The organism is Nocardia sp. NPDC051981 (assembly GCF_040680715.1).
Classification (GTDB): Bacteria; Actinomycetota; Actinomycetes; order Mycobacteriales; family Mycobacteriaceae; genus Nocardia.
On the sequence record NZ_JBFAXK010000031.1, the window covers coordinates 44,579 to 65,470 of the forward strand.

Annotated in this window: 20 protein-coding genes; 15 read left to right on the forward strand and 5 right to left on the reverse strand. The window is 66.4% G+C overall.

The window, feature by feature from the left end; genetic code table 11:
* The first annotated feature begins 13 nt into the window (after positions 1-13).
* The 4 genes from AB0L60_RS36115 to AB0L60_RS36130 are packed head-to-tail and all read left to right on the forward strand — an operon-like array spanning position 14 to position 3,769.
* Positions 14-328 carry a 2Fe-2S iron-sulfur cluster-binding protein gene (locus AB0L60_RS36115; protein WP_364623793.1) on the forward strand — a complete coding sequence of 105 codons (315 nt, stop codon included), beginning with the start codon at positions 14-16 and terminating at the stop codon, positions 326-328.
* Positions 325-1,602, forward strand: coding sequence for an FAD-dependent oxidoreductase (locus AB0L60_RS36120; protein WP_364623795.1), 1,278 nt, complete (start codon positions 325-327; stop codon positions 1,600-1,602). Before AB0L60_RS36115 ends, AB0L60_RS36120 begins: the two co-directional genes overlap by 4 nt.
* Before the next feature lie 11 nt (positions 1,603-1,613).
* Positions 1,614-2,285, forward strand: coding sequence for an HD domain-containing protein (locus AB0L60_RS36125; RefSeq protein ID WP_364623797.1), 672 nt, complete (start codon positions 1,614-1,616; stop codon positions 2,283-2,285).
* Positions 2,282-3,769: an aldehyde dehydrogenase family protein gene (locus AB0L60_RS36130; protein ID WP_364623799.1), complete on the forward strand. Its 1,488-nt coding sequence runs from the start codon at positions 2,282-2,284 to the stop codon at positions 3,767-3,769. The genes AB0L60_RS36125 and AB0L60_RS36130 overlap by 4 nt, the downstream gene beginning before the upstream one ends.
* A 1,050-nt stretch (positions 3,770-4,819) precedes the next feature.
* Here the strand turns inward: AB0L60_RS36130 and AB0L60_RS36135 are convergent.
* Positions 4,820-6,076: an MFS transporter gene (locus AB0L60_RS36135; protein WP_364623801.1), complete on the reverse strand. Its 1,257-nt coding sequence runs from the start codon at positions 6,074-6,076 to the stop codon at positions 4,820-4,822.
* Between the two features lie 76 nt (positions 6,077-6,152).
* On the opposite strand from AB0L60_RS36135, the gene AB0L60_RS36140 reads away from it, so the two are divergent.
* Complete coding sequence (locus AB0L60_RS36140) at positions 6,153-6,515, forward strand: MerR family transcriptional regulator (RefSeq protein ID WP_364623803.1); 363 nt, start codon at positions 6,153-6,155, stop codon at positions 6,513-6,515.
* Between the two features lie 83 nt (positions 6,516-6,598).
* Positions 6,599-7,393: an alpha/beta hydrolase gene (locus AB0L60_RS36145; protein WP_364623805.1), complete on the forward strand. Its 795-nt coding sequence runs from the start codon at positions 6,599-6,601 to the stop codon at positions 7,391-7,393.
* A 607-nt stretch (positions 7,394-8,000) separates the two neighbouring features.
* Here the strand turns inward: AB0L60_RS36145 and AB0L60_RS36150 are convergent.
* Positions 8,001-8,384 carry a hypothetical protein gene (locus AB0L60_RS36150; protein WP_364623807.1) on the reverse strand — a complete coding sequence of 128 codons (384 nt, stop codon included), beginning with the start codon at positions 8,382-8,384 and terminating at the stop codon, positions 8,001-8,003.
* Positions 8,385-9,135: 751 nt separating this feature from the next.
* On the opposite strand from AB0L60_RS36150, the gene AB0L60_RS36155 reads away from it, so the two are divergent.
* From AB0L60_RS36155 to AB0L60_RS36165, 3 genes are all read left to right on the forward strand, one after another.
* Positions 9,136-9,339, forward strand: a complete 204-nt coding sequence (locus AB0L60_RS36155; RefSeq protein WP_040861373.1) for a cold-shock protein — start codon at positions 9,136-9,138, stop codon at positions 9,337-9,339.
* 1,158 nt (positions 9,340-10,497) lie between these two features.
* Positions 10,498-11,040 (forward strand): DUF5994 family protein, encoded by a 543-nt coding sequence (locus AB0L60_RS36160; RefSeq protein ID WP_364623810.1) that lies wholly within the window; start codon positions 10,498-10,500, stop codon positions 11,038-11,040.
* Between the two features lie 33 nt (positions 11,041-11,073).
* Positions 11,074-11,538 carry a DUF5994 family protein gene (locus tag AB0L60_RS36165; protein ID WP_364623812.1) on the forward strand — a complete coding sequence of 155 codons (465 nt, stop codon included), beginning with the start codon at positions 11,074-11,076 and terminating at the stop codon, positions 11,536-11,538.
* Positions 11,539-11,708: 170 nt separating this feature from the next.
* Here AB0L60_RS36165 and AB0L60_RS36170 read toward each other — a convergent pair whose 3' ends face one another.
* Positions 11,709-12,038, reverse strand: coding sequence for a hypothetical protein (locus AB0L60_RS36170; RefSeq protein ID WP_364623814.1), 330 nt, complete (start codon positions 12,036-12,038; stop codon positions 11,709-11,711).
* Positions 12,039-12,113: 75 nt separating this feature from the next.
* On the opposite strand from AB0L60_RS36170, the gene AB0L60_RS36175 reads away from it, so the two are divergent.
* From AB0L60_RS36175 to AB0L60_RS36185, 3 genes are all read left to right on the forward strand, one after another.
* Entirely contained in the window at positions 12,114-12,419 is a 306-nt protein-coding gene (locus tag AB0L60_RS36175; protein WP_364623816.1) for a hypothetical protein, read from the forward strand.
* 298 nt (positions 12,420-12,717) lie between these two features.
* Entirely contained in the window at positions 12,718-13,812 is a 1,095-nt protein-coding gene (locus AB0L60_RS36180; RefSeq protein ID WP_364623818.1) for a serine hydrolase domain-containing protein, read from the forward strand.
* 191 nt (positions 13,813-14,003) lie between these two features.
* Positions 14,004-15,131 (forward strand): DUF418 domain-containing protein, encoded by a 1,128-nt coding sequence (locus AB0L60_RS36185; protein ID WP_364623819.1) that lies wholly within the window; start codon positions 14,004-14,006, stop codon positions 15,129-15,131.
* A gap of 785 nt (positions 15,132-15,916) precedes the next feature.
* Here AB0L60_RS36185 and AB0L60_RS36190 read toward each other — a convergent pair.
* Both AB0L60_RS36190 and AB0L60_RS36195 read right to left on the reverse strand, forming a co-directional pair.
* On the reverse strand, positions 15,917-16,801 hold the full coding sequence (locus tag AB0L60_RS36190; protein ID WP_364623821.1) for a dihydrodipicolinate synthase family protein: 885 nt from the start codon (positions 16,799-16,801) through the stop codon (positions 15,917-15,919).
* Between the two features lie 20 nt (positions 16,802-16,821).
* Positions 16,822-17,607, reverse strand: coding sequence for an aldolase (locus AB0L60_RS36195; protein ID WP_364623823.1), 786 nt, complete (start codon positions 17,605-17,607; stop codon positions 16,822-16,824).
* Between the two features lie 129 nt (positions 17,608-17,736).
* Here AB0L60_RS36195 and AB0L60_RS36200 point away from each other — a divergent pair, with 129 nt between their 5' ends.
* The 3 genes from AB0L60_RS36200 (at position 17,737) to sigJ (ending at position 20,581) form a co-directional block, all read left to right on the forward strand.
* Complete coding sequence (locus AB0L60_RS36200) at positions 17,737-18,252, forward strand: XRE family transcriptional regulator (RefSeq protein ID WP_364623825.1); 516 nt, start codon at positions 17,737-17,739, stop codon at positions 18,250-18,252.
* A gap of 218 nt (positions 18,253-18,470) precedes the next feature.
* Positions 18,471-19,664, forward strand: a complete 1,194-nt coding sequence (locus tag AB0L60_RS36205; protein ID WP_364623827.1) for an FAD-dependent oxidoreductase — start codon at positions 18,471-18,473, stop codon at positions 19,662-19,664.
* Positions 19,664-20,581 (forward strand): RNA polymerase sigma factor SigJ, encoded by a 918-nt coding sequence (sigJ, locus tag AB0L60_RS36210; RefSeq protein ID WP_364623891.1) that lies wholly within the window; start codon positions 19,664-19,666, stop codon positions 20,579-20,581. Before AB0L60_RS36205 ends, sigJ begins: the two co-directional genes overlap by 1 nt.
* Positions 20,582-20,892 lie beyond the last annotated feature (311 nt).

The window sequence follows — 20,892 nt, forward strand, 5'->3', positions numbered from 1 at the left end:
CAGGAGAAACGACATGCCCCAGGTCACCTACACCGACCACACCGGCCGGTCACGCACTGTCACCGCGAACGTCGGCGACTCCGTCATGGAGACCGCTGTGCGCAACGGCGTACCAGGCATCGTCGGCGAATGCGGCGGCTCGCTGTCGTGCGCCACCTGCCACGTCTACGTCGAGGAAACCGCCGCGCTGGCGCCCATGGAGAACATGGAGGACGAAATGCTCTGGGGCACAGCCCAGGAGCGGCGCGACAACTCCCGCCTGTCCTGCCAGTTGAGAGTTACCGAAGGCTGCGAGCTGCACGTGACCACCCCCGCAACCCAGGGGTGAGGGCTGTGACGGACGGACTGCTGATCATCGGCGCCTCCCAGGCCGGAGTCTCGCTCGCGACCTCGCTGCGGGCCCTCGGCTACCAGGATCCGATCACCCTGCTCGGCGACGAGAACCACCGCCCCTATCAGCGCCCCGCCCTGTCCAAGGAATGGCTGCAGGGCGAGATCACCAATGAGTCACTGATGTTCCGGTCCCAGCAGTACTGGGCCGAGCACCGCATCAACGTGGTGAAGAACGAACGCATCATCCGCATAGCCGAGCGCGGGGACGGCTCCGGCGTTGCTCATTCCATGTCCGGTGCCGAGTTCCCGTTCGACCGGCTGGCATTGGCCGTCGGCGCGCGCCCGCGCCGGCTGCTGCTCCAAGGTGTCGACCTACCGGGTGTGCTCTACCTCCGCAACGCCGACGACGCGCTGGAACTCAAGGCACGCGTGCCCGGCGTGCGCGAGGTCGTCGTCATCGGCGGGGGGTTCATCGGCATTGAGGCGGCGGCCTCCCTGAACACCATGGGACGCAGGGTCACTCTGCTCGAGGCCGCGCCGCGCCTGGTGCCCCGTGCCGTCGGCGAGCAGACCGCGACGTATCTGGCCGAACACCACCGCGCCGCGGGCATCGATATCGTCCTCGGCGCCACCGTCCGCCGTGTCCTGCCCAGCGGCGACCGCGTCGGCGGTGTCGAACTCGCCGATGGCCGCGTGATACCCGCGGACCTGGTGCTCGTCGGTGTCGGTGTCATCCCCAACACCGAACTCGCCGAATCGATCGGTCTGGTGTGCGACAACGGCGTTCGGGTCGACGAGACCGCGATCGCCTCCGACGGCGTGACGGTCGCGGTCGGCGACTGCGCCAACCTCCCCAACCCGTTGCGCGGCGCGCCCGAGGGCGATCGGGTGCGGTTCGAGAGTGTCAACAACGCCATCGAACAAGCCAAGGTCGCCGCCTATGCCATCACCGGCCGCCACGGGGAGTACGCCGGCGTCCCTTGGTTCTGGTCCAACCAGGCCAAGATCAAACTGCAGATCGCCGGCCTGTCCTCCGGCCACGACCGCACCCTGGTCCGCGCCAACCGCGAGCTGGGCAAGTTCTCGGTCCTCTACTACCGCGGCGACCAGATCCTCGCCGCCGACTGCATCAACAACCCACTGGATTTCATGGCCGTCCGCACCGCACTCGCCCAGGGAGCGGTCATTCCGTACGAGGCTGCCGCAGACCCCTCCGTGCAGCTGAAATCGGTAACCGTCACCCCTGTGCCGCTGGTCGCGGCGGACTGAGAGGGAACACCATGCCCACCGCCCTACCCACAGACCGCCCGATCCCCGCTCCCGGGCCGGTCGACACCTCCCCCATCACGCTGACCCCCACCCTCGGCGCCGACCTCGACCCCATCTGGAAGGCCGTCGTGCCCGAGACTCGCGCCCGCTCCAACGACATCCACCTGCCCATCTCCCTCGCCTACGCCGAGCGCCTGTGCGTCGCCTTCCCGCACGCCGATCGCCAGCTGGTGCGTGTCGCGATCCAGTTGCACGACACCGGCTGGGGTCGCGTCGACGAGGACCGCATCCTCTCCGAGGGCTTCTCCGGCGAATGGCGCAAGGCCGAGATCCGTTTCGAACACGAACGCCAGGGCTGTCTCATCGCCCGCGAGGTGCTGCCACTGCTGGGCTACGGCGACGAGTTCGTCGAGCAGGTCTGCGCCATCATCGACGGCCATGACACCCGCCAGGTCGCGCACACGCTCGAGGACGCCCTGGTCCGTGACGCCGACCGCCTGTGGCGCTTCGACCACGCCGGAATCGCCCTGGCTTCCGGCTGGTTCGGCATGGACCCCGCCGCCTACACCGACCGCCTCGAAACCCAGATCATCCCCGAATTGCTGACCGCCCCGGCGATAGCGATGGCGTATGCCGACCTCGAACGGTCGCGCGCCCTGCTCAAAACGGCGGTGATCCGTTGAACGCCACCGATGTTCGGCAACCAGCGACCCGGCCGGAACCGCGCTGGACCTACGTCGACGATTTCTACCTCGCGGGCTGCTGGACACCCTCGAGAGCCACGACTCGACTCCCCTTGATCGACCCCGCCACCGAACACGAATGGGGCGCGGTCCCCGACTGCTCGGCCGAGGATGTCGATGCCGCGCTCGCCGCAGCCGACCGCGCCTTCCGCAGCGGCCCGTGGCCGCGGACCACTCCGGCCGAGCGTGCCGCGCTGCTGCTGCGCGCCGCCGATGAGCTCGAAGTCAGGGCTGCGGACATGGCCATCACCAACACGCTCGAGAACGGCTCGCCCATCAGCGAAACACGCGGTGCCGCAGCCAATGCCGCGAGTATCTTCCGGCACGTCGCCGGTCTGGCCTCCTGGCTCGATACCGAGGACGTTCGCCCGTTCCCCGGCGGCGGTGCAGAGACCGTCGTCCGCAAGGACCCGGTGGGCCCGTGCGTGCTGATCGCGCCGTGGAACTTCCCGATCAACCTCATGGTCGTCAAGCTCGCTCCCGCCTTGCTCGCCGGCTGCACGGTCGTGATGAAGCCGGCACCGAGCACGTCGCTGTCCATCCGCTTCGTAGTGGAAGCGTGCGCAGCGGCCGGTGTGCCCGCCGGAGTGATCAACCTGGTGACCGGCGGGGGTGAGGTCGGCGACCGGCTGGTGCGGCATCCCTTGGCCGCCAAGGTGGCTTTCACCGGCTCGACGCCTGTCGGCCGGCGCATCGCCACGGCGTGCGGCGAACTGCTGCGACCGGTCACGCTCGAGCTCGGCGGAAAGTCGTCCGCGATCGTGCTGCCCGACGCCGATCTCGAGCAGTTGTCGTCGGTGTTGATCCGCACCTGTCTGCGCAATACCGGGCAGACCTGCTACATCTCGACCCGCATCCTGGCGCCCGCGACACGGTACGACGAGGTGGTCGACGCGGTGACGCGGACTGTCGCCGCCGCGCCGCAGGGTGATCCCTTCGACGAGCGCACGGTGTTCGGCCCGATGGCATCCGAGGCGCAGTACGACATCGTGCGGGGTTACCTGGATTCCGCGCTCGAGGAAGGTGCCCGCGCCACCATCGGCGGCCGGCCCGCGCGAACCGATGCCGGGTGGTTCATCGAGCCGACAGTGTTCGCCGATGTCACACCCACTATGCGGATCGCGCGCGAGGAGATCTTCGGGCCGGTCCTCAGCGTGTTGCGCTACGACGACCTCGACGAGGCGGTCGCGCTCGCCAACGACGGCTCGTTCGGCCTCGGTGGTGTCGTGTTCTCCTCCGATCCTCTTGCGGCGCAAGGGGTTGCCGAACGAATGGATACCGGCTCGGTCGGGGTGAACTTCTTCGCCTCCAACCACAATGCCCCATTCGGCGGGCGGCACGACTCAGGACTGGGAGTGGAGTACGGGATCGAAGGCCTGTCCCAGTACGTCACCTACAAATCCATCCACCGCCGCGTCGGCTGAGGGGCTCATCAGCTCCCAGGGATGTCAGGTCATCCCGGTGTCGGCGAATGGACCCAGCGTCAAGACCGATAGCACCGTGCCCCTGTCCGGCCTTCATGTACCAGGTAGCACGATCCTCGCCACCACCCCACATTCGGGATGTACCTCTAATCTGTTGCAGTCCAACCGGTTACGGCATATCCGCCCGATCTTCAGCGAAACTACCCCACTCGTCGGCGCGGTAGTCGTAGTGCGGGTTTATCTGGACCGCGTGCGCCTCGGTCAGGTCGGCTGCCAAGCCGCGGACCGGGGCTACGCGCGTGTTCCTCAGCGATTCCGTACCGAGTGAGATCGGCAACCGGTTCCTCGCGGCCGGTGCGGTGGATTCCGGCTTCGCGGCAGAGCAGCGCGCTGGCAACACCGTTCCGGCACCGACTGTGGCGCGGTCCGGGGTCGCCGCTCGGGTCATTGGCCGGTCTCGGCGAGTCGCTGCGCGATGAGCGCGGCCTGCAGCGCTGTGATGCCGTCGACGGTAAAGGGACAGTGCGGCGGTATCTCCGCCAGGCGGTTGAGCCGGTGGAGCTGACTGGGGGCGATCCTGCGCAATGAGCGCGGCGCACGGCTACGAGTAGCACCCCGCTTGCCGCCGATCAGTTTCGGCCCGTCCCCGTGTCGGTGCTGTCCTGATCGGGCCCGACCACCTCAGGGAACCTCGCGAGAGAGCAAGTCCCGGCGCAACGCGTGCAGGGATAGCGTCGCGGCGCCGGCCCACACCGCCGCCGCGACGGCCCGCCTGTCGTCGCGGGAGCGAGAGATCCACCACCCGGCCCGGACCCGGCGTTCTCGGCGGTGGTGATCACCAGATCCGCCGGGGTGCAGGCCAGGATGTCGCAGAGCACCGAGAGGACGTGCGCGTGCCGAGCTCTGATCGAAGTCGAAGTTCAAGCGCAACAAGAGGCAGCGCCGGCACCATCGTCTGATGACGGATGGCGGAGCGAATGGTGAACCAGCCGCGCGTGATTCGGCATTACACCGACCCGGCGGACAGGACTGTCGACCGCTGCACCCGAATCAACGAGGCCAGCTCTTCGTCGATGGCGAAGGACCGGCTCTGCGAGCGGCGGCCGCCGCCATGGTCCAATGTTTCGGAAACCCATGTCGGCGAGCGGAAACGGTGACAGCGAGGCTGATGATGGTCAGCGCCAGCACGATCCAGGACAGGGATTCGCTGCCGAGCCAGGCCAACACCAGTCCGCCGATCGAGCCGCCGCCCGCGATGCCCGCGTTCCAGCCGGTGACGAGCAGCGACTGCGCGGTGTCGGCGTGCGGACCGGCGGCACGGGCGAGGGCGGTCTGCAGCAGGGTCGCCGCTCCGCCGAAAGCCAACCCCCACAACGCGACTCCGGTGTATACCAGCACCGGCACGGTGCGATAGACCGCCAGAATGGCAACCGCCGCTGAGAAGAGTGCGCAGGCCGTGATCGTTGTCGCTCGTAGGTGCCGGTCGATCCACAGCCCAGTGAGCCAGATGCTCGGCAGCGAGAAGATCCCGAACACGAGCAGTACCAGGTCGACCTGCGGGGCGAGGTCGACCGGTGTGAGATACGCCGCGATATAGGTGTAGAGGATGTTATGGGCGAGGACGAACGCACCGGTCACGACGAGAACTGGAAGGACGCCGGGGATGCGGGCGGTGCGTGGAATCGATGAAGCCGAACCGGTCGGTTGTGTCGGTACGTCCGGCACCGCCACCACGGTCCAGACCATCAGCGCGAGAGCCAGGCCGCTCATTGCCGCGAAGGTCCAGCGCCATCCGATCGTCGTGGCCAGCACGGTTCCGATGGGAAGGCCGAGGGACAGCGCGATCGGCGTTCCGGCCATGGCGACCGCCAGCGCCCGCCCCTGTTGAGCCGGAACCACCATCCGGCGCGCGTGACCGGCCAGCAGGGCCCACAGCAGTCCCGCGACCACGCCCGCGACGAACCGGCTCGTCATCATGACAACGTAGGAATTCGTTGCGGCGGTGACCAGATTGGTTCCGGCGAATCCGGCAATGGCTGTGAGCAGCAGGCGTTTTCGCGGCCATCGGGCCGTGGCGGCGGTCAATGGGACCGCGGCCAGCATCGAGCCGATCGCATAGGCTGTCACCGTCTGCCCGGCGGTCGATTGGCTCACGCCGAGGTCGGAGCTCATCGCGGGGAGGATCCCGGCCGGCATCGCTTCGGTCATGATCGTGACGAACCCGGCGGTTCCCAAAGCCGCGAGACCCGGCCACGGAAACCGCGGCATCGCGGGCGGTAGGGGTGGGGATGATTGTTGCTGCGTCATGATCGACAGCGTCTAAGATTGACATGTATGTCAAGGTCCATACCGGGGCGCGCCCCAGGAACGTGAGGGTGCACACATGCGCATCGGAGAATTGGCCCGGCTGACCGAAACACCAGCACGGTCCTTGCGGTACTACGAGCAGCAAGGGCTCCTCTCACCCAACCGGCAGGCCAACGGCTACCGCGATTACGACGACTACCTCGTCGAGCGGGTTCTGCAGATCCGCGGACTGCTCGAGGCTGGACTGCCGACTCGCATCATCAAGCAGATCCTGCCGTGCCTCGGCACGCCCCGCACCATCCATTTCGCCGACGCCACACCGGAGATGATCTCCACCCTCGAACACGAGACCGCGCGCATGACCAGGCGAATCACCTGCCTGACCCGCAATCGCGACGCCATTGTGGAGTATCTGTCGGTAGTCAAGAGCCTGGCCTGACTGCCCGCTCTGGGCTGCGGGGTACATCACACCCGGCGTGGGGTTGACCTTCACATATGTGTCAAGGTTGAAAACTGCACGACATGAACAGCTCCCGCATCTGGCATACCGAGATCGGCTCCGGCACACCGCTGGTCATGATCCACGGTTACACCGTCGATCACCGCCTGCTCCTGCCGCTCGAACCCCTCTTCACGAGCCACCCGGGCTGGCGACGCCTCTACCTCGATCTCCCCGGCCACGGCACCAGTCCCCGGCTGAGCGGACGAACAACCGCCGCCTCACTCACCGGTTCGGTCCTCGACTGGATCGCCGAGAACGTCGGAGACCAGCGATTCGCGGTGGTGGGTCAGTCTTTCGGCGGACAGATCGCCCGCGCCGTCACCGCTCGATTCGGCGATCAGGTCCTCGGCTCCGCACTTCTGGCACCCGTTGTCCGGTGGGGCGAACAACGCACGCTGCCCGGTGCCACGACCATCACCGCCGACACGGACCTCCTCGCCGCGCTACCGGACCCAGACCGGCAACTATTCCAGATGGTCATGGCCGCGCACACCAGACCGAACTGGTCGCTGTTCGAGCAGTACGTTCTTCCGGGCTGGCGCGCCCATGACACCGACGCGGCGACCGAACTCGAATCCGAGTTCCTGCTGCCGAACTGGCCCGAAACCTCGGTCCCGCCCCACCGCGGCCCGCACCTGCTCATCACCGCCCGCCAAGACGCACTCGTCGGATGGCGCGACCAACTCGACCTACTCGACTTCTACCCCCACATGACCGCCACCGTGATCGACGGCGCCGGCCACAACCCCCAAGTCGAAACCGCGGAGACTGTCAGGCAATCGGTGCACCACTGGCTCCGCGCCCTCGAGTCCTGACCGATCCCATGGCCAACCCCGGAGCAGCCCGCCGCTCAACCCAATTGCGCGCCGGCAAGTAACCCACACCGCGGTCGGATCCACCGTTAATGATCGTGGTGGCTGGCATCTCGAATGGTGCGACGGGCCCACCCGCCCCGGCGTGGCCACACTGCTCGCCGCACTCTCGACGACGACCGCTTGCCGAGTCTGGACTTCGCCGTGATCCGGCTCTTCCGTGCCCTGACCGACACCAGCGCGCACAGGTCGGAAGAATTCGGTATTTCCGGAGGTGGCGGTGTCCCGGCAGCAGCAGACCCGCAGTACCGCACCGAGTTGTCCCGCCGCGCCGAGACTTCCGGAGGCCACGCCCCGCGGGCCGCATGGCTCGAGCCGGTGTCCGTGGCCGCTACGACGCCTCGAGTTCTCCGCCCAGGGCCTAGCGCAGGAGCGCTTCGGTCTGCTCGAGCAGCGCCTCCATCCGGGTGACCGCGTCGTCGAGCAGGTCGGGGATCTCGGCGAGGGTCTCATGGTCGCGACGGCGTGCCGCGACACCGCGGGTGTAGTAGTCCGGGTCCAGGGCGATGTCGTCGACATCCTGGTCCGGGACGGCTCCGGTCGCGGATCATCATTCGAACGGCTTTGGCGCGTGGGGTATTTGGGCCAGTGCCCGGCCAGGTGGCGGGTGACGATCACCGCGATGGAGTCCGCCGCCATCGGCGGTAGGGCGGGCGGTGTCCCGGGCCGGTCGGTGTGGGAAGGGGCGCGTACCCGTGCCGGTCCACGGTGACGAACAGCGGCTGCCGGGGTCGACGGGCGCGGCGGGACTCGGTGGCAGCGTGCGGGATTCGAGCGCCGTCTCGAACAGGGCGTGGCCGTTGCAGCGCTGCAGCGCCGGGCGCACGGCCAGCCAGCCCCGCAGGGCGGCCGCCGCGCACCGGTACGGGGCCCACACCCGCAGCGTCGCGTCGGCGGGGTCGGCGGCGTCGAGGAACGGATGCTGTTCGGCCATTCGGTGCCAGCGCGATCCGGACAGCCCGACAGCGCAGTCCGGATTCGACGAGCGAGCCGCCGACGCGGCTGACCGCAACGAAGACGACTGCGACGATTGGGCTTCCGGCATCGCCGGAGGCCCTCAGCGTGTAGTCGAGAGTTGTTCTCGCGAAGCGGTTTTCAACCAACTGGACCGCGCGCATGCGGCGCGCGGACCACCAACGAAGCCCATCCACGGATCGTGGCTAATCGACTGATACGGAACTGGGACGGGCCGTGGTGGCGTAGGGTCGGATTAACGAGGTCGTCGAGGCTTCCAAACAAAGGACCAACCAGTTGTCCGACAAATCTCCGCGTAGCAAGATGTCCAAGGCTCAGGGCAAGTCCCTGAAGGAGAAAAGAGCGGAGAAGAAAGCCAAATCAGCCAACCCGCACACCGGGATCGAAGGTTTCGAGAACAAGAGCAAGAAACACCGCTGACCCCAGACACACCGAGGACGGGCCAGGGCACACGCCTCGTCTGGATGTGTTGAAAGCCTCATTTTCACCATTCCCTTCGTCGAACCGTGCGGTCATCCGACTGGAGAGCAGCGAGATCGTCTGCGGCGACGCATCTTTCGGCCATCATCCATACCCGCGGCGATGCCCGGCCGGGCATCGCCGCCGCGCGATGCGAGCGATCGCCGACGGTCGTGGCATAGTGAGGGTTGAGAACGGGCTTCTCACCAAGAATTTGCCCGGCTCACTACAGAGAAGAAGTTGTTTACAGCATGGCTCAAGGCAGTGTGAAGTGGTTCAACGGTGAAAAAGGCTTCGGCTTCATCGCTCAGGACGGAGGCGGCCCGGACGTCTTCGTGCATTACTCGGCCGTGAGCGGCGCGGGTTACAAATCCCTCGACGAGGGCCAGCGTGTCGAGTTCTCGGTGGAGCAGGGCCAGAAGGGCCCCCAAGCCCAGGACGTCCGCGCCATCTGATTCCGCGCGAACAGTTTTCGTGAAGAGCTTCGCACCGAGGTCGGTGCGAAGCTCTTTGCATTGGCCCGGTCGACGTTACCGGCCCACAGACCTGTCCACGGGACCTCGGAGCCGGCACCACCAGAATCACCAATGTGCAAGTCCTCGAACACCGTTCGTCATGAGCACCGCTGAGTGTCGATTTCACGCCCGTGGTGGCGGCCTGCGTGCAGTTCACCTTGGGCGGCGGCACGGTTGGCTCCGAAACTCTGATGACCCCGAAACCCACGCCTCCGGTTGGGGTTTCGGGGTTCCTGGCCGTTGTTGCCGCCCTCACCGCGGGTTGGCGGCAGTCTGGTGAGCACCTGGGCACGACCGCTACCTGGACATGTGTGGCGGGTTGCCGTAGCGTGAATGCAGGCGTCCTATCCGGACGGCGGCGCGCGGTTCAACGGGCGGCTGGCCTTGCTTGTCCGGAGTTGGCATTACGGTCGTGATCAACCAACATTCGATGCCCGGACGACCGCCTTCGATCGGGCGCCGCTCACACGTATTTCACGACGCGTACCCGTCAATCTCGATCGAACATTTGATGGCTGCTCTAGTTCGGGTCGAGCTGACATTGACACGCGAATTCCGGCGTCGATCCGGCTGTCGGAGCCCAATCAGCGCTCTGGCGGAGTTCCACCCTTGCAGCAGTTCCAGGAAAGGAACGAATGGCTAGAACCGAGGTCGCGGCCTATGCGCACCTCTGCGACGCTGATATCGCTGGACTCGGTCGCGAGCTCGACGTGATCCGCCGTGATTTGGCCTACGAGCGGCAATTGCGGTGGGGCACGGCAAACTGGCCTGGGCGCTGGAGGTTCTAGGGCTGACCTTGGCCAAATGTGCGGAGAACATAGAACTCGGCCACAGAATCTGCCATGGCCAGCGGAACCGGACGAACGACCAGGAACCCGTAGTCGCGCTGTGGCGGAGCGCAAATTCCGCACCTCGAGTTCCACGATCTGCGAAACCTTCAGGCTTCCGCGCCGCCATGGACTGCGCACCGCCCTGCGCCGACTACACGGGAGTGACCCGCACTGAACGTTCACGCGACGCACCAAGGCGATCTCGAATCGCGTCGCCGGAATCTACCCAACAACGCGGTCGCAAGCGGCCGGAGTCAGGAGCGTCGGCGTGATCCGACCCAATCACCACATCCCCGGCAGCCAACGCGGGGACCACAACCATCCCGCGCGGGCACGGCTCAAAGCCTCCGAAACGAAAACAGGGTATGTCGACGGCGCATGGTGGCCGTACGGCACCGATCTCGCCATCGAACTCCAGCAACTGTTCACCGCGGTATCGGCCCGTCTCGGCTCCGTTCACCGCGTCGTCTACAGCAGCGGTGACTGGACCCCGATCCCACCGCAACACACCGGTCACACCCGCGCGGTCAGACTCGACGGGGACCGGCACATCACCGCGCACACCATCGAAGTGTTCGGCGTCGAGAACCGACGCCAGATCCTGCTCATCATCCCACCCCACACCAATCCGCATCGCGCCGACGCTGTCATGGCTGTGGCGGGCCGCACGGACGACGAATCCACGGTGGACCAATTGCTGGCCCAGTTGCACGGACGGGACGGCAGAGCCGCCCGGATGCGCCAATGGCGTCGCACCGGGGACCACCCATCGATTCCCCGCACACTCGCGGCAGGTACATCCAGGTCATGAAATCAGTGTGGAGACGGGCAGGAGGCTCGCGACATGACTTCCGATGAGCTCGGGCCGGGGCACGACGGTCCCGCGGCGGGTCTGCCGCCGTTGCGTGCGCGGGTCAACACTACCCCACCGCATACCGGCTGGTTCGATGGTGCCTGGTGGCCGTACGGGCAGAATCTCACCGCCGAACTGCCCTCTCTGCTGGCAAAAATGACGACTCTCATCGGTACGGTTCATCGCGTGGTTTATCACCCCGCGGACTGGGATCCCGCGCCGAGCGGGTTCGAAACCGGCGGAACCTGGGTGCGTCTGGCCGGATTTCGCCGCAAACCAACCCGGACTGTCGACATCCTCGGGATCGCCGGCGCCAGAATCGGCCTGGTGGTCGTCCCACCGCACACCGCAGCCGAGATCGCTTACGCGGCTTTGGAGACAGCGGCGACCGTCGGCGACACGTCCCGGATCGAGCAACTGCTCCAACCCGACGTCGACGGAACCGAAGCCGTCTGACCGCATCAGGACGGCGAACCCGTGCGGCATAACCACCGAAGGCGACAAGGCGTCGCCGCCCGCCCAAGCCGCAAATCAGACCCCACGCACGAACATCCGAACACGCCGACATTCGTCAATGACCTGGAGAACGCCCATGAGCCACCCACAATCCGCTGGGCCTCGACTGTTCAGTCACGAGGATTCCGCCATCGACAGCCCGCCCGCCGCCGCACCCACTGACCTGCGACCGAAATTTCTCGCTGCGCCCGCAATAGAAGAGAACACAAGCGGCTCGCGATCACGACCGGCATGAAAAGAACCCGCGCCGCGTGCGGCGCCAGCGTCTCGGCGACATCGGCCACAGAGCCATTCGGCGCTGGCTCGACCGACGCCACAGCGACCAGTTCCGGGTCGGCTTCGACGCGACGCAGGTTCGGTGCGTGCAGCGCGGCCAAGGCGACCGAGTGGGCGTCGACGGGGTCGGTTTTGCGGCCGGTGCCGGTGGCGAAGACCCGCACCTGGGCCGAGATTTCGCGGGCACGTCGATCATGGTCTCGCCGTCGTGGACCAGCCGGTGGGCGAGGTGGCGGCCGATGCCGTTGCAGCCCTCGATGGCCCAGACGCGATCGGTGAACTGTCGTCCCGCGGAGAGCATTTCGTTGTATCCGGCGGTGTCGGTGGCATACCGGCCGCCGGTCAGGACCCGGCCGGTGGTGTCGATGATGTCGATGGTGGCCGAGCGTTTGTGCGGATCCATCCCGATGATGACCCTCATCATTCCTCCCGTGGTCGACATCGTGGTGTCCGTGCGGGAGGGCACCGCTAGCTCGAGCATGGGGCAGGCCCCCTCTTCAGCCACTCACTCCCTGCACGGCACCCGATGGGAGGCAAGCCAGTAGAGAGCCACGCCAAACCAGATGGCGGGCAGCCGAATATTGGGAGTATCCCACCGGGCACCTGAACCAAATCCTGCCGAGATCCGATCCTGACACCAGTCTCTAACTAGCCGGTTTTCGTGCGATGTCGGGGCCGGGTCAGCATTGGTATATACGGCTGATGCCAGTGCTCTTGGCGCATCCCAGGCGGGTAGGGCCGAGGGCTGGCTCGCCATATGGGTTGTGGTCTCACCGTGTTTCAGGGCGAAGGTCAGGGGTAACCCGGATGCTGGGTTCGATTGGAAGTCAATAGGTTCGGCGCATGCAATCACGAACGATTCTCGCCGGACTCTGCGCCGGATCCGCCGTACTGCTGCTCAGCTGCTCGACGGCACCGCGGGCCATCTCGTTGCAGAACGACCTCGGCGGACTGACGGCCGCCGGCGTGGCGGGAGCGATGGCGACCGTCGATGACGGGCACACGACACTGGTGCTGACCAGCGGCGTCGGAGACCGATCGACAGGGGTCGCGATGCCGGAGCATGGCCGGGTGCGCATCGGCAGCGTCACGAAGACGTTCACCGCCGCCGTGGTAATGCAGCTGGTCGCGGAGGGGAAGGTGAACCTGGACAGCCCCGTCGACACCTACCTGCCGGGGCTGCTCTCCGGCGACGGCGCGGATGGCCGGGTCATCACCGTCCGGCAGCTTCTGCAGCATCGCAGCGGAATTCCCGAGTTCGCCGGCCAACCGGGGGCCGACGAGCTGATCGCCGCCGCCGAGGACCGGACCCTGGCACCGGCCGAGGCGGTGTCGATGGCCCTGCGCCAGCCAGCGCAATTCGCACCCGGAACCCGATACGCCTATACCAACACCAACTTCATCGTGCTCGGCATGCTGATCGAGAAGCTCACCGGTCGAGGCTATTCCGATGAGCTGACCGAGCGAATCATCGGCCCGCTCGGCCTGCACGACACCTATTTGCCCCCGCCCGGTGAGCGCGAGATCCGCGGCGAGCACCCGCACGGCTACCAGGAGACAGCGGCCGGGACGGTCGATGTGTCCAGAATCGAACCGTCCATTCCCTGGGCGGCGGGAGCGCTGGTGTCGACCGGGCACGACCTCAACACCTTCTGGCGCGCCCTTTTCGACGGGCGGCTGGTCCCGGCTCCGCAACTGGCCGAGATGACCACACCGCAGGACGGGGCGAACGAGGAAGACGGCCGCGGCTACGGACTCGGTGTCGGTTCGACGGAACTGTCCTGCGGAGTGCGCTTCATCGGGCACAGCGGCGGCATCCCCGGCTATTACACCAACTCCGGAGCTACCCCCGACCGCGCCGTGACGATCACCTTCACCCAGGCACCACGCACCCGACCGGATGTCCAGGCGATGCTCGAACACGCCCTCTGCCCCTAATGCTGCGTTCCTCAAGGTGATAGATAAGACGGTGACGCAGGATTGTCGGTTTCGGCGCGGGAAGTCCCCAGACCCATGGTCGTTTTGAAAGTAGTTCGTGTGGAGGGGTAGGTCTTCTCAGGGTATGCACCGAGTGCCGTGTAGGTCTCTCGGACGATCCGCCGCCCGTGCTGCGTCCCTACCGTTGATCCATGGTGGACGAGCAAGCGCCGGTGCCGCGGCTGGTGGAGTTGGATGTATTGCGTGGATTCGCGCTCGGCGGAATCCTGCTGGTGAACATCATCGTCATGTCGGGACCCTGGGCATTTCCGAACGGCGTGCTATTGCCGGTGCTGGCGGCGTTGTTCCACAACAAGTTCTACGTCCTGTTCTCGTTCCTGTTCGGCTATTCGCTGACCATGCAGTTCCGCGCAGCGGAACGGGCGGGGGTGAGTGGGCGGGCGCGTACCGTGCGACGTTGCCTGGCACTCATGGCGCTCGGTGCGGTGCACGCGGTGTTCTTCTTCATCGGTGACGTCCTGTTCGGATACGGTGCGATCGGCCTGATCCTGTTGCTGCTGAGTGGATTGCGCCCGCGCGCCGCGGTATGGACGGCGGCCGGATTGCTCGGGTTCGCCGCCGTCGCCATGACCGTGATGAGCCTGCTGACCGACGTCGAAGGCGGTTCGGCCGATCCCGCCGAGCACACGCGCGATTTGGATGCCATGCGGGCGGGCTGGGGTGAGGCCGCGGCGTGGCGCTGGGAGCAGTTCAGCGGGAACATGCCGCAATACCTGGTGTTCGGTGTGGTCGCGGTGCTGCCGTTGTTTCTGCTCGGCCTGGCCGCGGGCAAGATCCGCCTGTTGGAAGATCCGGCGCGGTATCTCGGGTGGTTGCCGCGGGTGCAGTTGATCGGATTCGGTGTGGGAGCGCCGGTTTCGATCCTGGGTGCGCTGTTCCACTGGCCCCTGCTGGCCGGTCCGAGTCTGCTCACCGCGCCCCTGCTGTCCGCCGCGTACGCCGCCACGCTCTTGCGCGTGCTGCACGCCCGCCCTCGTGTGGCGGAGATCTTCGCCCCGGCCGGGAAGATCGCCGCCACCACCTATATCAGCCAGTCGGTGATCACGTCATTGATCTTCACCGGCTACGGGTTCGCGCTCGCCGGCCGCCTGAACGACTGGGCGATCGTGGCCATCGCGCTCGCCATCTACGCCACCCAGCTCTACCTGGCCCGGATCTACGTGCGGCGGCATCGCTACGGTCCCATCGAATGGCTGCTGCGTGCGATCACCTACGGCCCCAGGCAGTTCCGCCGCGCGCCCACTGCTGTCGCTTCATGACCCCCGCCGAGCGCTTTCCCTGCTGTGTACGCCTGCACGTTGGGACGGGGTGGCCTCGACGTCCAGTTCTCCACCGAGCTGCCGCCCGACCACCTGGTCACCAATATTCACCGAAGCCGAATAACCTCTCCACCACATCCACCCGGGCACACAGCCGACACGCCTCCCCCGCCGCCTCGCCCGGCTGGCTGGCTCTAGCGAGCTCAAGTGCGCGCTCATGGCTCCCCTTATGTCAAGACTGGGATGTGGGTCCGGGATGTGGCTTGTCCGAAGGATCGGGTGCGGGTTGAAGCCCGGTCGCGCTGGAGTCAGGAGTCGTTCCCGATTGCCCTCCCGGGCTTGCTGATTCACGTTTCGCTGGTCGTCGAGTATCCGCGCGTATCGGGGCCGGCGCGCTTTCACGCGTGATCGGCCCACACCCGGCCAGCACCCCCACGGCCGCTGCCACCGAAACCGCCACGGCGACACCGTATCTGAAATTCACAGCGAGCTCTCTATCACGACGCAGACCCGCAGTGGCCGTGAATAACAGAAGAGACCTCCCCCGCGCCGTCAACGCTCACCACAAGCTCTGACGCGGTCGAAGGTCTCTTCTTCGCCCCACCCTGCGGCGGCTAGAGGCTCTCGACGCCGCCTGAAGGTGCGAGAACACCGCCACTTATCCCTGCGAGTCACAGGTCTTCCCGGCCGGTCGCGGTGTTGGGGCCTACCTCCGATGGGTCTGACCGTGATGTTTGATGTCGCTTGTGCCCGGCGAGTGCGGTGCGGCGCCCGCCGGGTGCGCATCAGGCGGTGGTGTCGAGGATGGCTCGCAGGGCTGCTTGGCCGGTGTCGTCCAGTGGCAGCAGCGGTGGGCGGGGATCGCCCGCCGGGGTACCGAGGATGTCGAGTCCGGCCTTGATCGTGGTGGGCAAGCCACCGGCGACGATGAACTCGAGCAGCGGTTTGAGCTGTTCATAGCGGGCGCGGCCGGTGGCGAGGTCACCTGCGCGTATGGCGGTGTACAGGTCGAGGCACGGTTGCGGGGCCAAACATGGTGCGGCGGTGCACCATCCGGCCGCACCGGCGTCGAGGGCGTCGAAGACCAGAGGGTTGCTGCCGTTGTAGAAGGGCAGGCGACCGTCACTGAGTTCGGCGATGGCGCGCATCCGGGACAGATCGCCCGTCGATTCCTTGACCATGGTGAGGTTGTCGATCGCCTCGAACATCTCAACCAGCAGCTGCGGGCGCATATCGATACCGCTGGTGGCCGGATTGTTGTAGGCCATGATCGGGATGTCGATCGCGGCGGCGACGCTGGCATAGTGGCGGGTGATCTCCCGGTCGGACAGTTTCCAGTACGACACCGGCAGGATCATGACGGCCTCGGCGCCGGCGCGTGCGGCGTAGCGGGCGCGGCGGATCGTGTTGGCGGTGGTCAGATCCGAGGCACCGACGATCACCGGCACACGGCCCGCGACGGCGGTGACAGTGGTGTCGACGACGGTGTCGAACTCGGTCTCGTTCAGGTATGCCGATTCGCCGGTGCTGCCCAGCGGCGCGATGGCGTGTACGCCTGCGGTGACCAGCCGCTCGATCAGTGCGGTGAGTGCGGCGGTGTCGATCGTGGCGTGCTCGTCGGTGGCGAACGGGGTGATGGGGTAGGCGATGATGCCTTCGAAAAGGGACATGGGGGATTCCTCCGAGGGGATCACTGGCTGATGGCGTCGGGGTGGCGAGTGAGGGCGCGCCGGGCGTAGTAGGCGAAGTTCGCTTGGCTGCGTTTGGGTGTGAGGGTCCAGTCGTGCGCTTCGCGGGCGAGCCGATCCGGCAGCGGGGCGATCGTGCCGGCGGCCATGGCTGCCAACTGGAGTTTCGCGCCTCGTTCGATCAGGACCGCCAATGAGCACGCCTCTTCGATGCTCGCGCCCGCGACCACGTGTCCATGGTGGGCGAGCAGGACGGCTTTCTTGTCGCCGAGTGCGGCGGTGATGATTTCCCCTTCCTCGTTGCCAACCGGCACTCCGGGCCATTCGGGCAAGAACGCGCAGTCGTCGTAGAGCGGAGCGATATCCATCTGCGACACGATCAGCGGAACCTCGAGCATGGACAGGGCCGCGACGTGGAACGGGTGTGTGTGCACGATGCACTGAACGTCGGGGCGGGCGCGGTAGATCCAACTGTGGAAGCGGTTGGCGGGGTTGGCCATTCCGCTGCCCTCGAGCACCTCGAGATCTTCGTCGACCAGCAGCAGATTGTCCTCGGTGATCTCGTCGAACCCGAGACCGAGCCGCTGGGTGTAGTAGGTGCCGGGCTGCTCCGCGCGGGCGGTGATCTGGCCAGCCAATCCGGAATCGTGACCGGCGTCATACAGGGCTCGGCAGGTCAAGGCGAGTTTCTGTCGGGTCGTCCACGGCGATCCGCCGAACTCGGCGGCCATCGCGGCTTGGGCGCGGTGCATGAGAACGGGTTTGGAGTCGTTGAGTGTGTTTCCCATGGTGACCTCCTCTATCGGAACACGTTGTGCACTGTAGGACACAAAGTGTCATATGGTCAACAACGGCTACCTGGGTCTCATGTGACACCGTGTATCCTGAAGGCCGGCTTGGACATGAAGGAGGTGGCGGTGACGCTGGTCCGCGCCGTTCGCAAGCAGCACGGAATGACCCTGGAAGCGCTCGCCGAGCGAACGGGCCTGACGAAGAGCTACTTGTCCAAAGTCGAACGGCAACTGAGCATGCCGTCCATCGCGGTGGCGATGAAGATCGCGCAAGCGCTCGACGTCGATGTAGGCCGGCTGTTCTCGGAGGAGGCGAGCGAGACGAAGATCGTCGTCGATCGCGCCGCCGACGCGGTAGACGGTGAGCGCTATCGGTCGATTGCGACATCGATGCTGGGCAAATCGATGTCACCGTTCCTGGTTCGTCCGACGGCCACGTTCACCGAGGAGCCGCACCGCGACCACACCGGTCAGGAGTTCCTCTTCGTGCACACCGGGACAGTCGAACTGGAATATGACGGGCGCACGACCACCCTGCACGAAGGGGACTGTGCGTACCTGGATGCCACGATCGCGCACCGCATACGCAGCGTGGGCGCGACCCCAGCACAGGTCGTGGTCGTCGCCGGCAACGAGCGGTGAGCGTCGGCGGGGCCGGGGGTTGGGGGGACTGTAAAAACATCTGGACAGACCCATCCGGCGTGGAAGTTGAGGCGAGAAATCGAACGAGCCTGCACCGATGTGCGTGCACTACGCCCTGTCCTGGGTCGGCGACCTCGGCGGGTAGGTGGCGGCGGGGGCTTGAAGGTGACGGGTGTCACTTCGTGTCAGATCTGGGTGGTGGGGCGTGTCTCGGGGGTATGACTGATTTCAACCCCATCACCGAGGTGGTCGTCATCGGCGGCGGATACGCCGGCACCGTGGCAGCCAATCGGCTGCGGCTGCGTCGCGATGTCGAGATCACGCTGGTCAACCCGCGCCCGGAGTTCGTCGAGCGTATGCGGTTGCACCAGTTCGTGGCCGGTACCCACGAGGCCGCCGTCGGTTACGACACGCTGCTTGGCGCGGATGTGCGGCTGATCGTGGATCATGCCGTCCGTATCGATACCGCCGCTCGCACAGTGGAACTGGGTTCGGGGCGCGCGCTCGGGTACGACTATGTGGTCTACGCGGTCGGCAGCACCGCCGCGGTGCCCGCGTCGGTGCCCGGCGCGGCCGAGTTCGCTTATCCGATCGCCGAATACGAACACGCGCAGCGGCTGCGCGCAGCGCTGGGGGAACTGCCCGCGCAGGCGCCGATCGTCGTCGTCGGCGGCGGGCTCACCGGAATCGAGACCGCCGCCGAACTCGTCGAGCAGGGCCGCACCGTCACGCTCGTGGGTGGCGGTATGTTGGCGGCGAACTTCTCGAATCCGGCCCGGCGGTCGGTGGCGAAGTGGCTGGCGGAGAACGGAGTCGAGGTGCGCGAGCAGGCGCGGGTGCGCGAGGTGCGATGCGACGGGGTCGTGTTGGCCGACGGCGATGTGCTGCCCAGCGCGATCACGATCTGGACCGCCGGATTCGGAGTGCCCGAGCTGGCGGCGCACAGCGGGCTGCGCACCGACGAACTGGGCCGGTTGCTGACCGATGAGACGTTGACCAGTATCGACGACGATCGCATCGTCGCCGCCGGGGACGCGGTCGCGCCCTCGGGCCGGCCGTTGCGGATGAGCTGCTATGCCGCTCAGCCGCTGGGCGCGCAGGCCGCAGCCAACGTGCTGGCCCGCATCGCGGGGTCCGAACCCAGCGTGCTGGACGTGGCCTTCGTGGCGTGCACCGTGGGTTTGGGTAGCCGCGCGGGTGTGATGCAGTTCAGCCGTCGTGAAGACACACCCGTGCCGATGTACCTCGGCGGGCGCGTGGCCGGGCAGATCAAGGAGCGAGTGGGTCGGGCCGGGCCGATCGGGACCATCCGCAAAGAGGCCCGCAAACCCGGGGCGATCCCCACCTTCATGGGCTTGGGCAAGCGAAAGGAATTGCGCGGAGCCGTGCCGGAGGGGATCGTGCAGCCGTGATCTCCATCGACGAGCACACCGAGCGTTTCGTGCACCTGCGACCGCTGCTGTTCACCATCGTCTACGAAATCCTCGGCTCGGCAACCGAAGCCGACGATGTGCTGCAGGACAGCTATCTGCGGTGGCGGCGAGTGGACCTGACCGCCGTGCGTGACACCAAATCCTATCTGGCCCAACTGGTCACCCGCCAGGCGCTGAATGTGTTGCGGGCCAGTGCCAGTCGCCGCGAGGAATACGTCGGCCCGTGGTTGCCCGAGCCGCTGCTGCTCACCGACGGCGACGCCTCGAGCGATGTGGTGCTCACCGAATCGGTCTCGATGGGGATGCTGGTGGTACTGGAATCGCTCACCGCCATCGAGCGGGCGGTCTTCGTGCTGCGCGAGGTATTCGGCTTCGACTACGACGAAATCGCCTCCGCTACGGGCAAATCCGTAGACGCCGTGCATCAGACGGCCCGCCGCGCCCGCAACCACGTGCAGGCCCGGCGCAAGCGGTACGCCCCCGTCGACACCGCCCGAACCGCAGCGGTCACCGAACGCTTCATCACTGCCGCGACCACCGGGGACATGGAGGGCTTACTGTCGCTGCTCGCGCCCGATATCACCTGGACCACCGACAGCGGCGGCAAGGTGACCGCGCTGCCGGATCTGGTCATGATCGGCGCCGAACGGGTGGGCGCGATTCTCATGGCGGTCTTCCGATACGCGCAGCGGCGACCGCAGGTACGAATCGAGACGGTGAACTGCAACAGCCAACCAGCACTCGCGTGCTATATCGGCAACAAACTGGAAGCCCTTCTCGTGTTCGACATCGCCGACGACAAGATCATCAACGGCTACGGTATCCGCAATCCAGACAAACTGGCCGCCCTCGAAATCCCACGCGCAATCAGCCGCGCCGAGACACCCACGGCATAACCCTCCTCCGCACGCGATGCCGATATCCCAGAATGCCGCTGACCGCCCTGACCAAACCGACCAGTAGAAGTCTGACGAACGGAAGCTATCGACTGATCACGCTTTGAACGAGTGAAGGTTGGCGCGGCACAGGGTCTGCTCGGCGTTGAACCATTCGAACGTGCCGACCGGCTGGAATCGCGAGTCTGAGCGAGCGTTCGTTGGCTGTCGGTGTCGAGATAAGGACCGGCTTGTCCTGAAGTTCTTCCGCCGCAGCACCTAACACCGCAGTGGCGGCCTCGAACGCCAGTCCGGATCCTCAGGCGTCGGGG